The sequence below is a fragment of the Nitrosospira sp. Nsp14 genome (assembly GCF_900113575.1).
Taxonomy (GTDB): Bacteria; Pseudomonadota; Gammaproteobacteria; order Burkholderiales; family Nitrosomonadaceae; genus Nitrosospira.
Genome location: NZ_FOPV01000014.1, coordinates 92,154 through 108,055 on the forward strand (window position 1 = coordinate 92,154; position 15,902 = coordinate 108,055).

A 15,902-nucleotide genomic window follows, 5' to 3' on the forward strand; every position below is an offset into this window, starting at 1 on the left:
TGAATCATGCCACGTTCTATTAAAAAAGGCCCATTTGTTGACTTGCACCTTATTGCCAAGGTGGAGGCCGCGCGGGCGACAAACGACAAGCGCCCGATTAAGACATGGTCGCGTCGCTCAACGGTGCTGCCGGATTTTATCGGTCTGACGATCGCCGTTCATAACGGGAAACAGCATATTCCTGTCTATGTTACCGAGAACATGGTAGGGCACAAGCTTGGGGAATTTTCCCACACTCGTACTTTCAAGGGGCACTCAGGCGACAGGAAGGCTGTGGCTGGGTCGAGGAAATAGGAATATCGAATATGCAAACAACAGCTATATTGCGCGGAGTCCGATTATCGGAGCAAAAAGGCCGCCTGGTAGCCGATCAAATTCGCGGGTTACCTGTCGATCGAGCGCTGAATCTGCTCGCATTCAGTCCCAAGAAAGCAGCCGTCATTATTCGCAAATTGCTTGAATCAGCCATTGCGAATGCAGAACATAATGATGGGGCGGACATAGACGAATTGAAGGTATCGACGATATATGTGGACAGGGGAACGTCCATGATGCGTACCAGTGCCCGGGCCAAGGGACGGGGTAATCGGATTGTCAAGCCGACCTGCCACATTCATCTTACCGTTGGCGACAAAGCCGGCAAGAAAAAGTAAAGGGCGTAGCAATATATGGGACAAAAAATAAATCCGACGGGTTTTCGACTTTCAGTATTAAAAAACTGGTCATCGAAATGGTATGCCAATAGCAAAAATTTTCCTGGAATGCTGAACGAGGATATCAAGGTTCGGGGATATCTGAAAAAGAAATTGGCGCATGCGTCCGTCGGCCGGGTAATCATCGAAAGGCCATCCAAGAATGCGCGCATCACGATTTATAGTTCCCGGCCCGGGGTGGTAATAGGAAAAAAAGGTGAAGATATTGAGGTTCTGCGTGGCGCGTTGCAGAAACTCATGGGTGTTCCGGTACATGTAAATATTGAAGAAATCCGCAAACCGGAAATTGATGCGCAACTGATCGCCGACAATATTGCGCAGCAGCTGGAGAAGCGCATCATGTTCCGTCGCGCGATGAAGCGTGCGATGCAGAACGCCATGCGTCTGGGCGCTCAGGGGATCAAGATCATGAGCTCGGGTCGGTTGAACGGTATTGAAATTGCTCGTACCGAATGGTACCGGGAAGGCCGCGTGCCACTCCATACGTTGCGTGCTGACCTCGATTACGGCGTTTCCGAGGCGAAGACGACTTATGGGGTAATCGGTATTAAGGTGTGGGTCTTCAAGGGCGAGGTGATCGGTCGAGGCGACCAGCCGGGTGTATCTCCGCAGATGCAACCCGCGGCGGGAGAACCGGAAGCCAAACGCCCGGCACGCAAGCCCGCGATAAAGACTGATTCCAGGGGCGACGTGAAACCCGGCGAAAGAAAAGCGCCGCGCAAGACCGAGGCCGGGGTTGAAGACGCCGCGGGCAAGCCAGCAGTCAAAAAGATAGTGACGCCAGGAGCGAACGATGCAGCAACCAGCTAGAACTAAATACCGTAAGCAACAAAAAGGCCGCAACAAGGGGGTTGCGACGCGCGGGGCCAAGGTCAGTTTTGGTGAATACGGGCTTAAGGCGGTGGGTCGCGGTCGCTTGACAGCGAGACAGATTGAGGCTGCCAGGCGCGCCATGACGCGGCATATAAAACGCGGAGGACGTATCTGGATTCGTATATTCCCCGATAAGCCGATTTCCCATAAGCCGGCTGAGGTGCGGATGGGTAACGGAAAGGGTAACCCGGAATACTTTGTGGCTGAAATCCAGCCAGGAAAGATGTTGTACGAAATGGACGGTGTTGATGAGGTGCTGGCGAGACAGGCGTTTCGGCTCGCCGCCGCCAAACTGCCGATCCAGACTACGTTTGTTATCCGACAAGTAGGCGCGTAATTATGAAATCGAAGGCGAAGGAATTAAGGACTAAGAATATCGCGGAACTGCAATCCGAGGTATTGGAGCTCGTGAAGGCAAAATTTGGTCTGCGCATGCAGCATGCGACCCAGCAGCTAGGTAACACAGCTCAATTACGGAACATCCGCCGCGATATTGCGCGCGCCAAAACTATTCTCGGCGAGAAGGTGAAACAGTCATGAGCGAATCCAGTCTAAACCGTATCCTAAGCGGCAAAGTGGTAAGCGATAAAATGGACAAGACGATCACCGTTCTGATCGAACGCAAGGTGAAACATCCGCTCTATGGAAAAATTGTCGTTCGCTCTAAAAAGTATCACGTCCATGACGAAAATAATGAGTTCCATACAGGCGATACCGTAACGATCGAGGAGTGCCGGCCTTATTCGAAAACGAAGGCTTGGCGAGTGGTCCAGGCTCTGGAGAAAGCTGAGCAGCTAGGCTGATCAGCGGGAAAAACAGGCAAAAAATTCTCTGCCTTGTTTTTATGGTCGAATTGCTCTATAATTTCGCCTTTTTGTTTTCAGCCTTTAATTTTCCTGCAGCCGGTTAGTTCCTGCTGCACCACAACCCAAACGGGTTCCAATACTATCCATGTCGCGGTCCGGGCTGGAAAAGTTGGAGAGAGTGAGTAAATAATGATTCAAATGCAATCTATCCTCCAAGTAGCCGACAACACGGGCGCACGTTCAATCATGTGCATAAAGGTATTGGGTGGCTCGAAGCGGCGTTATGCCGGCATTGGCGATGTTATCAAGGTCAGCGTAAAGGATGTGGCCCCACGGGGACGTGTGAAAAAAGGCGAGGTTTATAACGCGGTGGTGGTTCGCACCGCGAAAGGGGTTCGCCGTGCCGATGGCTCCATGATCAGGTTTGATAACAATGCCGCAGTACTGCTGAATGCGAAGCTGGAGCCCATTGGTACGCGTATTTTCGGACCGGTAACACGTGAATTACGCAATGCACGCTTCATGAAAATTGTTTCGCTTGCGCCAGAGGTTTTGTAAGCGCGCGCGCCAGGAGAGTCAGTATGCGAAAAATAAAGAAGGGCGATGATGTGATTGTCATCACCGGCAAGGATAAAGGTAAACGGGGAACCGTGTTGCGCATGGTCGATGACGCCTTGGTGGTCGTCGAGGGCGCTAATAAGGTCAAGAAGCATCAGCGGCCCAATCCGAATAAAGGTACAACCGGTGGAATCGTCGAGATGGAGATGCCCTTGCAAGTTTCAAATATAGCAATCTACAATCCGGCCACGCAGAAAGCCGACCGGGTAGGATTCAAAATTGTGGAAGGCAAGGGCAAAGTCCGTTATTTCAAATCGAACGGCGAGCTGCTCGACGCCTGAGAAGGGAAGACATATGGCTCGTTTACAAGAGTACTATCGCAATACCGTTGTGACTCAGTTGGTCGAGCAATTCGGCTACAAGTCTGTTATGGAAGTGCCTCGTATCAGCAAAATCACCCTGAATATGGGTGTAGGCGAAGCGGTGGCGGATAAAAAGATCATGGACCATGCTGTCGGCGACATGCAGAAGATAGCAGGACAAAAGCCAGTCGTAACCAAGGCAAAAAAATCGATTGCCACATTCAAGGTACGGGACGGTTATCCCGTAGGCTGCATGGTGACGTTGCGCAGCATACGCATGTACGAGTTCCTGGATAGGTTGGTTAACGTGGCGATCCCGCGTATTCGGGATTTTCGCGGTATTTCCGGCAAGGCTTTCGACGGACGGGGAAATTATAATATGGGTATAAAGGAGCAGATTATTTTCCCGGAAATAGAGTATGACAAGATCGATGCGCTGCGCGGAATGAATATTACGATTACGACCACGGCCAAAACGGATGCGGAGGCTAAGGCATTGCTCGCAGCATTTAAATTTCCATTTAAAAATTGAGAATAGTATGGCGAAAGTAGCTGTAATCAACCGCGATCTTAAGCGCCGCGAAACGGTCAAGAAATATGCGGCGCGGCGTGCTGAATTGATGGCAATCATCAATGACGCCAATCTAGGCGATGAAGATAGGCAGTCGGCCAGGATCAAGTTGCAGATGCTGCCGAGGAATTCAAGTCCGGTCCGGCTCCGTAACCGCTGTGCATTGACGGGCAGACCCCGCGGTGTCTACAGCAAATTTGGGCTCGGCCGTGGCAAGCTGCGCGACATCGCCATGAGCGGTGAAATTCCGGGCATGATCAAGGCGAGCTGGTGAACGCCACCTCATGTTTTCATCGGGCGTTTGAATTGGCGCGGACAAACGATGCTCAATGTTACTTGAGAGAGCAGGTCCAGTATGGTTAACGTAAGTGTTCTCGGAAATGGCTTGTTGACCTGTTCCGGAATTTGGATTTCCAGAGGTACCCTTAGATGAGTATGAGTGACCCTATCGCGGATATGTTGACGCGTATTCGTAATGCGCAGCTTTCAGAAAAAACATCCGTTGCGATGCCTGCTTCGAAGCTTAAAGCAGCTATCGCTCAAGTATTGAAGGATGAAGGTTATGTTGAAGATTTTGTTGTTCACCAATCGAACGGAAAGCCGGTACTGGACATCAGTCTTAAATATTACGCGGGACGTCCGGTAATCGAGAAAATCGAGCGTGTAAGCCGCCCGGGTTTGAGAATTTACAAAGCCAGCGACAAGCTTCCGAACGTTATGAACGGTCTAGGTGTGGCGATAGTTTCAACCTCCAAAGGGGTAATGACTGAACGTAAGGCACGCGCCAGTGGGGTGGGCGGTGAAGTGTTATGTATAGTGGCCTAAGGAAAAAAAATGTCTCGAGTAGGTAAAAATCCCGTGGCGGTGCCGGCGAATGTCGAAGTAGCGCTGTCAATGAACGAGGTATCAGTCAAAGGTCCGCTGGGCACCTTGCACCGCACTCTTGTTTCGGACATTCGTGTCGAACGGGAGGGTGATAGTTTATTGATAAACCCGTCGAACGGTTCAAAGCAGGCAAATGCGATGTCTGGTACGATGCGCGCCCTGCTGGCAAATATGGTTAAAGGTGTCACCAGCGGTTTCGAAAAAAAATTGACTCTGGTAGGAGTCGGTTATCGCGCGCAGGCAGCGGGCGATATTCTTAACCTGACGTTAGGATTCTCTCATCCTGTTGCTCACAAGATGCCGGAAGGCGTAAAAGTTGAAACGCCGACTCAAACCGAGATCATCATCAAGGGGATAGACAAGCAACAGGTGGGGCAGGTCGCTGCAGACGTACGCGCTTATCGCAAACCTGAGCCTTATAAGGGTAAAGGCGTGCGTTATGCAGACGAGAAGATTGTGTTGAAGGAAACCAAGAAGAAATAATCGGGGTACATATGCTGAAATCAACAAAATCCCGTTTGCGCCGAGCTCGCCAAACCCGTGCCAAAATCGCCGAGTTGAAAGTGGTGCGTTTAGCGGTGCATCGTAGCAACTGCCACATTTACGCACAACTGATAGACGGTGCTGGCGGCAAGGTGCTAACGAGTGCATCAACTTTGGAGCCGGATCTGCGCAAGGAATTACCCAACGGAGGCACCGTGGGCGCGGCGGCTGCAGTCGGCAAGCGGGTCGCGGAAAAGGCCAAAAGCCTGGGCATCGAGTCGGTAGCATTCGACCGTTCGGGTTTCAAATATCACGGGCGCGTGAAGGCATTGGCCGAGGCGGCACGTGAACATGGCCTCAAATTCTAAATGAGGAAAGATAATGGCTAAGATGCAGGGACGAATGCAGGGGAAGGTGCCCCAAGGCGATGATCGTGGTGATGGACTCAAGGAAAAAATGGTTGCCATCAACCGCGTCACCAAGGTGGTAAAAGGGGGGCGCATACTTGGATTCGCGGCCTTGACCGTGGTTGGGAACGGCGATGGCGGCGTGGGCATGGGCAAAGGAAAATCCCGTGAAGTGCCCGTAGCGGTGCAAAAAGCGATGGACGAAGCGCGGCGCAAGATGATCAAGGTCAGCCTCAAGAATGGAACGTTGCATCATCCGGTGATTGGCAGGCATGGCGCCGCTACGGTGTATATGCAGCCTGCCTCCGAAGGTACCGGCATCATCGCCGGCGGCCCGATGCGAGCGATATTTGAGGTGATGGGCGTGCATAACATTCTTGCGAAGTGTATCGGTTCAACGAATCCGTATAATGTTGTGCGTGCAACTCTGAACGGTTTGAAGGAAATGAACACCCCGGCTGAAATTGCGGCAAAGCGGGGCAAGAGCGTTGAAGATATCCTTGGGTTGGCGAAATGAACGATAACGGAAAAAGGATCAAGGTGACCTTGATCAAAAGCCTTATTGGCGCGAAACGATCGCATCGGGCGACGGTGCGGGGATTGGGGCTTCGCGGAATCAACAGCAGCGTGGAACTGGAAGATACGCCAGCGGTGCGAGGGATGATCAATCATGTTTATTACCTCGTAAAAAGTGAGGCATAGATGCAGCTGAATACTATTAAACCCCCCGCGGGTGCAAAGCACGCGAGAAGACGCGTGGGGCGTGGAATCGGCTCCGGTCTCGGCAAGACGGCCGGGCGGGGTCATAAGGGACAAAAATCCCGCGCCGGCGGTTTTCATAAAGTTGGGTTCGAGGGGGGGCAGATGCCCCTGCAGCGCCGATTGCCGAAGCGGGGTTTTGTTTCGCTTACCCGTAAGGGCGGTGTGGAAGTGCGATTGTCAGCGTTGAGCCGGTTATCGGAAGAAACGATCGATGTTCTGACATTAAAGCAGGCAGGAATCATCCCGAATTCTGCCGTAACCGTCAAAGTGATACTTTCCGGGGGGATCGAACGCGCGGTCAGGTTACAGGGCGTTGCGGTAACGAAGGGTGCCAAGGCGGCTATTGAAGCAGCCGGCGGCAGCGTTGAATAAGCTCAAAAGGAGATAGATTGGCCGCTAGCGATTCCCTACGGGGGCTCTCCGGGAAGCTTGGAGACTTGAAACGTCGGTTATGGTTTTTGCTGTTCGCGTTGATTGTCTATCGCATCGGTGCGCATGTTCCGGTACCCGGTATTGATCCGGTGGTGTTGAAAGACTTGTTTGAGTCTCAGCAAGGCGGCATTCTTGGGATGTTCAATATGTTTTCCGGGGGTGCGCTTTCGCGTTTTTCGATCTTCGCGCTCGGTATCATGCCGTATATTTCGGCGTCCATCATTATGCAATTGGGTACCGTCGCATTCCCGTATCTGGAGGCTCTCAAGAAGGAAGGCGAATCCGGGCGCAGGAAAATAACGCAGTACACCCGATACGGCACGTTGGGGCTTGCGCTGGTGCAGGGATATGGTATTTCGATCGCATTGCAGTCGCAGGCCGGGTTGGTAATAGAACCTGGACCCATGTTCCTGTTGACCACGGTGATAACGTTGGTTACAGGTACAATATTCCTGATGTGGTTGGGCGAACAGATCACGGAGCGGGGTATCGGCAACGGGATTTCTCTCATTATATTTGCAGGAATTGCTGCAGGTCTGCCAAGCGCGATTGGTGGCACACTCGAGCTGGTTCGGACCGGTGCGATGCATTTTCTGGTGGCGTTAGGAATTTTTATCGCCGCAACGGTGGTTACGGGTTTTGTCGTCTTTGTTGAGCGGGGCCAGCGAAAAATACTGGTCAACTACGCGAAGCGGCAGGTCGGACGAAAGGTGTATGGTGGCCAGAGCTCTCATCTTCCACTTAAGCTTAATATGGCCGGCGTTATTCCACCGATCTTTGCTTCCAGCATCATCCTGTTCCCGGCTACCTTGGCAGGCTGGTTTTCCAGCGGCGAATCCATGAGCTGGCTGAAGGATATCAGCGGCGCGTTATCGCCCGGCCAACCGATTTACGTCATGCTGTATGCGGCAATGATTGTGTTTTTCTGTTTCTTTTATACCGCGCTTGTATTTAATCCCAAGGAGACGGCGGAGAATCTGAAAAAAAGCGGTGCGTTCATACCTGGAATTCGACCAGGCGACCAAACTGCCCGCTATATCGAACGCATCATGTTAAGACTCACGTTGGCCGGAGCCATTTATGTGACCCTCGTATGCCTGTTGCCTGAGTTTCTGATTTTGAAGTGGAACGTACCATTTTATTTTGGTGGCACTTCACTGCTGATTATTGTGGTTGTAACCATGGACTTCATGGCGCAGGTACAGGCTTACATCATGTCGCATCAATACGAGAGTCTCTTGAAGAAAACGAACTTCAAGGGCGGTGGCGGGTTACCGGCCAGATAGTTCACCCAAGGATAGGATGGCTAAGGAAGAAACTATTCAAATGCAGGGCGAGATACTGGAGACGTTGCCTAACGCGACGTTCCGGGTCAAGTTGGAGAACGGGCACGTGGTGCTGGGGCATATTTCGGGCAAAATGCGGATGCATTACATCCGTATTTTGCCGGGTGATAAGGTTACAGTAGATCTTACGCCCTATGATTTAAGTAGAGCGCGCATTACATTCCGCGCGAAGTAGCGGGAAGGAGAAGATATGAAAGTGTTGGCATCAGTAAAAAAGATTTGCCGCAATTGCAAGATTATTCGGCGCAATCGTGTCGTGCGCGTAATTTGCACAGATCCGAGGCACAAGCAGCGGCAGGGTTAAGCGGATAAGCGTGGTATGAATGTTATAATCGAAAATTTTCGTAGGAAAAGCGTATGGCCCGTATCGCTGGAGTAAATATCCCAAATCATCAGCATGCCGAGATTGCGTTGACGTCTATTTATGGCATAGGCCGCACCAGGGCGCGCGAGATTTGTGCTGCGGCCGGGATTGGCGCCTCTACCAAGATCAAAGACGTGACCGACGCCGAGATGGACAAACTTCGGGATCAAGTCGCGAAGTTAGCGGTCGAAGGTGATCTTCGGCGCGAAGTCTCGATGAATATCAAGAGGCTGATGGATCTCGGCTGTTATCGCGGACTTCGTCATCGGCGCGGCTTACCGGTGCGGGGTCAGCGGACGCGGACAAATGCGAGGACGCGGAAGGGTCCAAGGAAGGCAGTTCGTGCCTCCAGCGGAAAAGCGGCGGGAAAATAACGGAACTGTTTCAGTAGCTAACTGAACAGAAGGTCAAAGGATAAAATAATGGTAAAAGCAGCCACTCGGGTACGAAAAAAAGTCAAGAAGAACGTGGCGGAGGGAATCGCCCACGTTCATGCTTCGTTTAATAACACAGTTGTGACGATTACGGATCGTCAGGGCAATGCTCTGTCGTGGGCGACTTCGGGTGGCGCAGGTTTCAAGGGGTCGCGTAAAAGCACACCATTCGCCGCTCAGGTGGCAGCCGAGCAGGCGAGCAAGGTCGCGCAGGAATGCGGGGTGAAAAATCTCGAAGTGCGCATCAAGGGTCCCGGACCGGGACGTGAATCCGCAGTTCGGGCTTTGAATGCAGCCGGCTTCAAAATTACCAGTATTTCAGATGTGACGCCGGTACCTCATAACGGTTGCCGTCCGCCAAAGAAACGTCGTATTTAAGGAGTAAGACCGTGGCTAGAAATCTTGATCCCAAATGTCGGCAATGCCGCCGGGAAGGCGAAAAATTATTCCTGAAGGGAGAGAAGTGCTTTACTGACAAATGCGCGATAGAACGCAGAAACTATGCACCGGGTCAGCACGGTCAGAAAAGCTCGCGCCTATCTGACTATGGCGTACAGTTGCGCGAAAAGCAGAAGCTGCGCCGCATATATGGAATATTGGAACGCCAGTTTCATAACAATTATCAATTGGCAGACAAGCAACGTGGTATTACCGGCGAAAATTTGCTCCAGTTATTGGAGTGCCGGCTGGATACCGTTTCTTACCGCATGGGCTTTGGTGCATCGCGGTCGGAAGCACGCCAAATCGTGCGTCATAACGGAATTCTGGTCAATGGCCATAGGGTCAATATTCCATCCTATCAAGTCAAGCCGGGGGACGTGATAGAGGTTGCTGAAAAAGCAAAAAGTCATTTGCGGATCAAGGCGGCGGTGGAAGCAGCCGAACAGCGGAGCTTTCCCGACTGGATAGACATGGATGTCAAGGCGATGAAAGGTATATTTAAAACCAAACCGGAACGATCCGACCTGCCATCGAGCATAAACGAATCTTTAGTAATCGAACTGTATTCCAAGTAATCAACGCCCAGGCTTTCCGCAAAAGGATCAGCTATGCAAAGTAACACTTTTCTTACCCCGCGCATTATTGACGTTCAGAACGTTTCGCCGCTGCACGCCAAGATCACCATGGAACCGTTCGAACGCGGTTATGGGCACACCTTGGGCAACGCATTACGTCGAATTCTTCTGTCTTCCATGCCCGGATTTGCTCCAACTGAAGTCCAGATCAGCGGCGTAGTGCACGAGTATTCCGCATTAGATGGGGTGCAGGAGGATGTGGTCGATATTCTGCTTAACCTCAAAGGTATTGTACTCAAACTGCACAACCGCCCCGACGCTATCCTGATACTTAAGAAGAAGGGAGAAGGCACGGTAACCGCGGGCGATATCGAAACCTCGCATGATGTGGAAATCATCAACCCCGACCATGTTATCGCCCATCTCACAGCGGGTGGAAAGCTGGATATGCAAATAAAGGTCGAACAGGGGCGTGGTTATGTGCCGGGAACCGTGCGGCAATTGGCGAATGAAAGCCGCGCCATCGGCAGTATATTGCTGGATGCTTCCTTCAGCCCGGTGCGGCGAGTAAGTTATGCGGTCGAGAGCGCGCGCGTCGAGCAGCGTACCGATCTTGACAAGCTTATCATGGATATTGAGACCAACGGCGTCGTCGATCCGGAGGAAGCGATCCGTTACGCCGCAAAAGTACTGGTGGAGCAGCTCTCGGTATTTGCCGATCTCAAGGGTACACCAATGCCGGTGGAACAGCCAAAGCTGCCACAGATTGATCCGGTATTGCTCCGACCGGTAGATGATCTTGAGCTTACCGTGCGTTCCGCCAACTGTCTCAAAGCGGAAAACATTTACTATATTGGCGACTTAATTCAACGCACAGAAACAGAGTTGCTGAAGACGCCGAATCTTGGCAGGAAATCTCTAAATGAAATTAAAGAGGTATTGGCCTCTCGCGGATTGACGCTGGGAATGAAACTTGAGAGCTGGCCTCCTTCCACTCTGGATAAAGGTAAAAAGGAATCAAACCATGCGGCACCATAATGGACTCAGAAAGCTAAATCGTACAAGTAGCCATCGGCTGGCGATGTTGCGTAACATGACAAACTCATTGCTGCAGCACGAGGTGATTAAAACCACGCTGCCGAAGGCGAAGGAGCTGCGCCGAGTGATCGAGCCAATGATAACCCTCGGTAAAAAGCCCTCGCTCGCGAATAGACGCTTGGCATTTGACCGCCTGCGTGACCGCGATATGGTTGGGAAGTTATTCAATGAGCTTGGTCCACGCTATCAAGCGCGTAATGGCGGGTATATCCGGATTCTAAAATTTGGCTTCCGCAAAGGTGATAACGCGCCCATGGCTTTGGTTGAGTTGATGGATCGCCCTGAACAGGTCGCCACGCCATCGACGGGTAAAGCCGATACGTAGGGCTTTATCGTTTCCGAAGTGAGAGAGCCGGGCGCCCCCCGGCTTTTTTATGGAAATAGGATTTATAATCCAAGCGAGCGTTTAGGAGAGTTCATCGCATGAAATCGCTTAACACTGCTATTAAGCAGAGCCGATGTTTCCGATTTCGAAAGAAATATGAGATGGTAGACATTGGCGAGGATTAAGTTCAAATGGAGCTGTCCCGATGGATTTAGAAAGCTGGACTGACGCCGAACTTATTTCGGTGCGTGGGGAACTGCATGCATGGTGTCTTAAACGCAAGGCCCCCACTTGGGGAAATCGTTTCTGGGGTTGGACAGGTTATCTTGGCGCCTTCGCTTTTCTTACCGGTCTTACGGATATGTTTTTCGGGGGACCGACGCCGCACAATGCGGGCCTAACAGCGCTCGGAATAATTACCTGTTTCTCATGGTATAAGGGCGACAAGCAGCGTAAAAAAAATACTGACTTTCTCGAAAGATTGGAACATGAGCTCACACGTCGCGGGCTTAAGTATTGATCAAGACGTTGGCACGTCTCGCGCGTAGCCTCTCCCGATTGTCGAACCGGAGGCCAACGGGGCGAGCTGGTCGAACCGAGTTAGGAAGAGATTATGGCTAGGCGCCAGCGACCCATCGATTCTTATCAGGCAATATTAGTCCTTATGTCTTCGGGACCAGAAATAAATATACCCATCGTTGATAAGCATGACGCTGGACTTTTCACATCCCTCAGCCAATTCATGTGGGTCCAGGGGGAGCCGCTTCTTTTAGTGTATGAAATAGGGCACGAAATCTACACTACCCAAGGTATCGATTTACCAGCGTTACAACGGCTCGAGGCAGCCGGTTTGCTTAGTATGGATGCCGCTGGGTATGTAAAAAAATGGTTTGGAAAACATACGCGCCTGTTTTATTTTGGTAAGCCCACCAAAATTCAATTTCCTCAGGACGCCAGCAACCAACTTGATCTCGGCCATGTTATCTTGACCGAACAGGGAAAAGCGTTGGCGCGGGGTTTCGGCGGGACACGCAATCAAAAGTTCTACGAATATACAATCGAAACCTGGATCCGTCAGGGACTGGTTACGTCATCGATAGTGCCACCGGGCCGATCCATTTGAGCATTATGCACGGCATGAATCAGGACTGCCTTAAAATCTAGCTGAAGAGCGAGCTCTCCTGTTTTTACCGACCGCTGCTCGGCGGCATTGCCAAAATGCTTCTTAAGTTCTCATAACACATAGGTGTCGATTCCCGTCAGTAACAAATCGTATTGGGCTTCTACTATTTCCTTGATCATCATTGCGGGGATCCCATTCACTACGTTACCTTCAAGCGCCAGCCATCCCACCGCGTCCGCTGGCCCCAGGCTGACGACATAACCTAAATCGCGATGGAAGTAGGGCTCAAGCAATTTAAAAGTACCTGAGTGACGCAAAATATTTCTCGCGGCAAGCATTCCTTTGCGGACCGCCGATTGCGCAGTCATGGAATTGGAGCCGAAGGAATGATAGATGGAGCAATCCCCAGCGGTAAAAATGTTCTGTAGTGGCTGCTGCTGAATAACAACCTGACCGAATACATTCGCAGAGAGCGCTGTTGGGAGCGTTTTGCCAAGGAACAGGAGTGAGATCGCGGACGGCAGGCTGAAGCGCTTGCCGGTATCGCGATTTTCCAACATGATTTCATCAGCTTCTTGCCCACGAAAACGGGTACTGGCGTAGAAATCGATATCCAGGTGGCCCATACGGGCTTGGGTATAGGTGGAGAACCCCGCTGGGAAATGGTTTAGCACCCGATCTTCGCCATGAATTAAGCGCAGCTTGTACCCAGCTTGCCGGCGCTGGAGGAAATGAGCAAGTTCAAACAGGAATTGAATCCCGGTGGCACCGCCGCCTACCACTGAAATGATTCGGTCCTTCGCGTCGACCGCATCGAGGCGAGATTCGAGTAATCCGGAGCCAGGGGTGGAAAAGAAGTCCTTCAAATCCAGGACGTTGGGAGATTTAACCATCTGCTCGATAGGAGCACCTGAAGCGATCAACAAGTAATCGAATTCCAGTATCTCATCGTCAACCGTCATAAATCCATCATCGTGCCATTGCTGAAGAAGGCCTTCTTCAATCCTCAATTCCGCACCGACGTGGCGGCACCCAAAGCGGTTTTCCAACGTGGAAAAGGGTACCAAAAAGTCTTCGAGGGGATATCTGAATGTTTCGTGAAGATGGGTGATCTTGATGTGATGGATTGCCGGATCGACGATCGTAACGGAAGCCTCGGGCATATGCCGCAACAAGGTCACCAGTGCCGCGACGCCAGCATAACCCCCTCCGGCAATGATAATTTTGAGGCGCTTATGGCCAGAGATGTAAAACGGCAGAAAAGGCACGGTTTTTCCTTCGTGAAGGCCAGGCAGTTCTAAAACCCTAAAATAGGTAACTTCCGCGAGGAATTTTTCATAACCGCGGCCGGGTGGATGTAACAACAGTGCTGATGGTCTATCATAACAATCGCCAGCAGCAGCGTACATTGAATGTTTAGAAAGATATACGAGGGCCAAAGAAGCGTTCTTACGGAGCCGTCAATACGTTGCGCGGGATTCTCGCTGGCTGCCAATTCGCTATTGTCCACTTCCAAAATGACGCAAGCTCAGCGTCGACCAGCTCCGGAAGAGGCGTTTGGCCCAGGAGCCGTAGCGCCGTGATGAGTTGCGGGATTGGATTAGCGGCGTTTACCGGCGCAGCCCGCGTCTGTTTACTCAGCTTCTCGCCCTCCGCATTTACCACCACGGGAAGATGAAGATAATATGGGGTTGGATAATCCAACCGTCGTTGCAGATATATTTGGCGAGGCGTGGAATTCAGCAAATCCTCACCCCGGACTACATGAGTCACACCTTGCTCGGCATCGTCCACCACGACCGCCAACTGATAAGCGAATACACCGTCGGACCGACGCAAAACAAAATCGCCGATATCCTGTTGTAGCCGATGGCGGACTGGACCTTGCAACGAGTCGACGAACTCTATCGGCTTATTATCGGTGCGGATGCGCCAAGCTACCGGGGACGTTCGGCGATGGAGGTGCTCACGGCAGGTCCCTGGATACACGGGACCTTCTATGCCGCTGAGTGTCGAGTCCATTATTTCTTTTCGGCTACAACTGCAGGGGTAAATCAAACGCTGTTTTTCAAGCGTCGCAAGGGCTGCCCGATAACCTGCACTCCGCTGGCTCTGATAGACGACGGACCTGTCCCATTCCATCCCCAGTTTTTCGAGCACCTTCAAGATTTCCTCTGAGGCGCCCGAAACCTCGCGCATCGGATCGAGATTCTCTATCCGGAGCAGCCATTCTCCTTTATGAGACTTTGCCTCGACGTAACTTCCTACCGCCGCAACGAGAGAGCCTAGATGTAGTGGTCCTGAAGGAGTCGGAGCGAACCGCCCACGATAGACAGGAGGCGTTAATGGATGGAGATTCTGGCTCATCTGTCACTGGGCGAATTGGACAATGCGCTTAATTCGATTTTCTAATTCATGCCCCGGCATGTTTTCTTCGACCTCATCAGCTGCCCGCATGGTGCGGCTTGCCTCGGGAGCAGTTGGGTAGTGTGGAGGGGTGAAATTTATTTGAGATTTTCCCCTGACCTGGTCTAGTCCACACCACTCTAATTCCAGTATCACCTTATATTAAAGCGACTATCTGGGCAAGCCGCAACATATCGCGGGATCGAGTGAGGCTTAAGTCGCTAACAACACGAGAGAAAAAGTCAGCGACCGGTTTCCTATGCCCAGTCGACAATGCTCATACTATAACCTTCTTTAAAAAGTGGATTTATACTACAATGCTCGTCGTCAGGCAGACAACGAGTCTAAGAGACTTCCCGAGACTGAGCGCCGAAGTGTACATGGCGGACTTGCATCAAGCGACGCATATGTCGGGCCCGATATTGCTGAGTATTGTGGTCCTGACAAACTTCTTGACTTGGCTGATCTTCGCGGATAGTCTTTACAGGGTTGTGGGTATGTAAAGTATACGTAACATTGGTATTGGTATCGGTATTTCAAGGGGTATTTCGGGGCTATCGATACTTTAGTGTTGTTAATTTGGTAATAGTTCAGTATCAGGAAAGAGGGAAAGCGCTGCCTGGGAGGAAGAGGGGCGAGGCGGTTTCTTAAGTAAGCAGGCAGTACTCGATCAACGCAACAGGAGAAATTAAAAATGGCAACAACCTATGAAACGTCGAGCACGGCGAAGTCGGGTGGACGCGACTACGACATGTCGCTGTGGTACGACTCAAGGTGGTACAAATTTGGGCTGATCACCATGCTGGCGGTGGCGATATTCTGGGTCTGGTATCAGCGGACCTTTGCCTATTCGCACGGGATGGACTCGATGGAACCCGAGTTTGAGAAAGTCTGGATGGGATTATGGCGCGTGCACATGATCGTCATGCCCTTATTTG

Annotated in this window: 29 protein-coding genes; 27 read left to right on the top strand and 2 right to left on the bottom strand. The window is 51.5% G+C overall.

From position 1 onward, the window contains the following. The first annotated feature begins 6 nt into the window (after window positions 1-6). The 26 genes from rpsS to BM022_RS10530 all read left to right on the top strand — a co-directional run bounded on the left by rpsS (window position 7) and on the right by BM022_RS10530 (window position 12,558). Window positions 7-294, top strand: a complete 288-nt coding sequence (gene rpsS, locus BM022_RS10405; RefSeq protein ID WP_091139090.1) for a 30S ribosomal protein S19 — start codon at window positions 7-9, stop codon at window positions 292-294. An 11-nt stretch (window positions 295-305) separates the two neighbouring features. Beyond that, complete coding sequence (gene rplV / locus BM022_RS10410) at window positions 306-653, top strand: 50S ribosomal protein L22 (RefSeq protein ID WP_091139092.1); 348 nt, start codon at window positions 306-308, stop codon at window positions 651-653. Between the two features lie 15 nt (window positions 654-668). Further along, entirely contained in the window at window positions 669-1,523 is an 855-nt protein-coding gene (gene rpsC / locus BM022_RS10415) for a 30S ribosomal protein S3 (protein WP_091139093.1), read from the top strand. Then, entirely contained in the window at window positions 1,507-1,923 is a 417-nt protein-coding gene (gene rplP / locus BM022_RS10420; protein WP_091139095.1) for a 50S ribosomal protein L16, read from the top strand. The genes rpsC and rplP overlap by 17 nt, the downstream gene beginning before the upstream one ends. Window positions 1,924-1,925: 2 nt before the next feature. Further along, a complete protein-coding gene (rpmC, locus tag BM022_RS10425; protein WP_091139097.1) occupies window positions 1,926-2,126 on the top strand; it encodes a 50S ribosomal protein L29 in 201 nt (66 codons plus the stop codon). Next, window positions 2,123-2,389, top strand: a complete 267-nt coding sequence (rpsQ, locus tag BM022_RS10430) for a 30S ribosomal protein S17 (RefSeq protein WP_091139099.1) — start codon at window positions 2,123-2,125, stop codon at window positions 2,387-2,389. The genes rpmC and rpsQ overlap by 4 nt, the downstream gene beginning before the upstream one ends. 192 nt (window positions 2,390-2,581) lie before the next feature. After that, on the top strand, window positions 2,582-2,950 hold the full coding sequence (rplN, locus tag BM022_RS10435; RefSeq protein ID WP_091139101.1) for a 50S ribosomal protein L14: 369 nt from the start codon (window positions 2,582-2,584) through the stop codon (window positions 2,948-2,950). Window positions 2,951-2,973: 23 nt separating this feature from the next. Then, complete coding sequence (gene rplX / locus BM022_RS10440; protein WP_091139102.1) at window positions 2,974-3,291, top strand: 50S ribosomal protein L24; 318 nt, start codon at window positions 2,974-2,976, stop codon at window positions 3,289-3,291. A 13-nt stretch (window positions 3,292-3,304) separates the two neighbouring features. Further along, the gene (rplE, locus tag BM022_RS10445) at window positions 3,305-3,844 is read left to right on the top strand and encodes a 50S ribosomal protein L5 (protein ID WP_091139104.1); all 540 of its coding nucleotides are present in this window, start codon (window positions 3,305-3,307) and stop codon (window positions 3,842-3,844) included. A gap of 7 nt (window positions 3,845-3,851) precedes the next feature. Next, window positions 3,852-4,157 carry a 30S ribosomal protein S14 gene (rpsN, locus tag BM022_RS10450; RefSeq protein ID WP_091139105.1) on the top strand — a complete coding sequence of 102 codons (306 nt, stop codon included), beginning with the start codon at window positions 3,852-3,854 and terminating at the stop codon, window positions 4,155-4,157. A gap of 155 nt (window positions 4,158-4,312) precedes the next feature. After that, complete coding sequence (rpsH, locus tag BM022_RS10455; RefSeq protein ID WP_091139107.1) at window positions 4,313-4,708, top strand: 30S ribosomal protein S8; 396 nt, start codon at window positions 4,313-4,315, stop codon at window positions 4,706-4,708. A gap of 9 nt (window positions 4,709-4,717) precedes the next feature. Further along, a complete protein-coding gene (rplF, locus tag BM022_RS10460; protein ID WP_091139108.1) occupies window positions 4,718-5,251 on the top strand; it encodes a 50S ribosomal protein L6 in 534 nt (177 codons plus the stop codon). Window positions 5,252-5,262: 11 nt separating this feature from the next. Beyond that, window positions 5,263-5,619 (top strand): 50S ribosomal protein L18, encoded by a 357-nt coding sequence (gene rplR / locus BM022_RS10465; protein WP_371264324.1) that lies wholly within the window; start codon window positions 5,263-5,265, stop codon window positions 5,617-5,619. Window positions 5,620-5,632: 13 nt separating this feature from the next. Next, window positions 5,633-6,175, top strand: coding sequence for a 30S ribosomal protein S5 (gene rpsE, locus BM022_RS10470; RefSeq protein ID WP_305728857.1), 543 nt, complete (start codon window positions 5,633-5,635; stop codon window positions 6,173-6,175). Then, the gene (rpmD, locus tag BM022_RS10475) at window positions 6,172-6,360 is read left to right on the top strand and encodes a 50S ribosomal protein L30 (protein WP_091139110.1); all 189 of its coding nucleotides are present in this window, start codon (window positions 6,172-6,174) and stop codon (window positions 6,358-6,360) included. Before rpsE ends, rpmD begins: the two co-directional genes overlap by 4 nt. Continuing rightward, window positions 6,361-6,792, top strand: coding sequence for a 50S ribosomal protein L15 (gene rplO / locus BM022_RS10480; RefSeq protein ID WP_091139112.1), 432 nt, complete (start codon window positions 6,361-6,363; stop codon window positions 6,790-6,792). A gap of 17 nt (window positions 6,793-6,809) precedes the next feature. Then, window positions 6,810-8,138: a preprotein translocase subunit SecY gene (secY, locus tag BM022_RS10485; protein ID WP_091139113.1), complete on the top strand. Its 1,329-nt coding sequence runs from the start codon at window positions 6,810-6,812 to the stop codon at window positions 8,136-8,138. A 16-nt stretch (window positions 8,139-8,154) separates the two neighbouring features. Next, window positions 8,155-8,373 carry a translation initiation factor IF-1 gene (gene infA, locus BM022_RS10490; RefSeq protein ID WP_004181006.1) on the top strand — a complete coding sequence of 73 codons (219 nt, stop codon included), beginning with the start codon at window positions 8,155-8,157 and terminating at the stop codon, window positions 8,371-8,373. Window positions 8,374-8,388: 15 nt separating this feature from the next. Next, window positions 8,389-8,502, top strand: a complete 114-nt coding sequence (gene rpmJ / locus BM022_RS10495) for a 50S ribosomal protein L36 (protein WP_074633734.1) — start codon at window positions 8,389-8,391, stop codon at window positions 8,500-8,502. Between the two features lie 53 nt (window positions 8,503-8,555). Beyond that, window positions 8,556-8,936, top strand: coding sequence for a 30S ribosomal protein S13 (gene rpsM, locus BM022_RS10500; RefSeq protein WP_091139115.1), 381 nt, complete (start codon window positions 8,556-8,558; stop codon window positions 8,934-8,936). A gap of 48 nt (window positions 8,937-8,984) precedes the next feature. Next, window positions 8,985-9,374 carry a 30S ribosomal protein S11 gene (gene rpsK / locus BM022_RS10505; protein WP_091139116.1) on the top strand — a complete coding sequence of 130 codons (390 nt, stop codon included), beginning with the start codon at window positions 8,985-8,987 and terminating at the stop codon, window positions 9,372-9,374. 11 nt (window positions 9,375-9,385) lie between these two features. Next, on the top strand, window positions 9,386-10,012 hold the full coding sequence (rpsD, locus tag BM022_RS10510; RefSeq protein WP_091139118.1) for a 30S ribosomal protein S4: 627 nt from the start codon (window positions 9,386-9,388) through the stop codon (window positions 10,010-10,012). Window positions 10,013-10,045: 33 nt separating this feature from the next. Next, entirely contained in the window at window positions 10,046-11,050 is a 1,005-nt protein-coding gene (gene rpoA / locus BM022_RS10515; RefSeq protein WP_091139120.1) for a DNA-directed RNA polymerase subunit alpha, read from the top strand. After that, complete coding sequence (gene rplQ, locus BM022_RS10520; RefSeq protein WP_091139121.1) at window positions 11,037-11,435, top strand: 50S ribosomal protein L17; 399 nt, start codon at window positions 11,037-11,039, stop codon at window positions 11,433-11,435. The genes rpoA and rplQ overlap by 14 nt, the downstream gene beginning before the upstream one ends. Before the next feature lie 205 nt (window positions 11,436-11,640). Then, window positions 11,641-11,955 (top strand): hypothetical protein, encoded by a 315-nt coding sequence (locus BM022_RS10525; RefSeq protein ID WP_091139123.1) that lies wholly within the window; start codon window positions 11,641-11,643, stop codon window positions 11,953-11,955. A 93-nt stretch (window positions 11,956-12,048) separates the two neighbouring features. Beyond that, complete coding sequence (locus BM022_RS10530) at window positions 12,049-12,558, top strand: hypothetical protein (RefSeq protein ID WP_256209122.1); 510 nt, start codon at window positions 12,049-12,051, stop codon at window positions 12,556-12,558. A 110-nt stretch (window positions 12,559-12,668) separates the two neighbouring features. On the opposite strand, the gene BM022_RS10535 is transcribed toward BM022_RS10530, so the two are convergent. Next, a complete protein-coding gene (locus BM022_RS10535) occupies window positions 12,669-13,826 on the bottom strand; it encodes an FAD-dependent oxidoreductase (RefSeq protein ID WP_091139142.1) in 1,158 nt (385 codons plus the stop codon). A gap of 181 nt (window positions 13,827-14,007) precedes the next feature. Continuing rightward, window positions 14,008-14,925 carry a tRNA glutamyl-Q(34) synthetase GluQRS gene (gene gluQRS / locus BM022_RS10540; RefSeq protein ID WP_091139126.1) on the bottom strand — a complete coding sequence of 306 codons (918 nt, stop codon included), beginning with the start codon at window positions 14,923-14,925 and terminating at the stop codon, window positions 14,008-14,010. Window positions 14,926-15,658: 733 nt separating this feature from the next. Here gluQRS and BM022_RS10550 point away from each other — a divergent pair. After that, the coding region (locus BM022_RS10550) for a methane monooxygenase/ammonia monooxygenase subunit C (protein WP_218146873.1) at window positions 15,659-15,902 on the top strand (244 nt) is incomplete at its 3' end.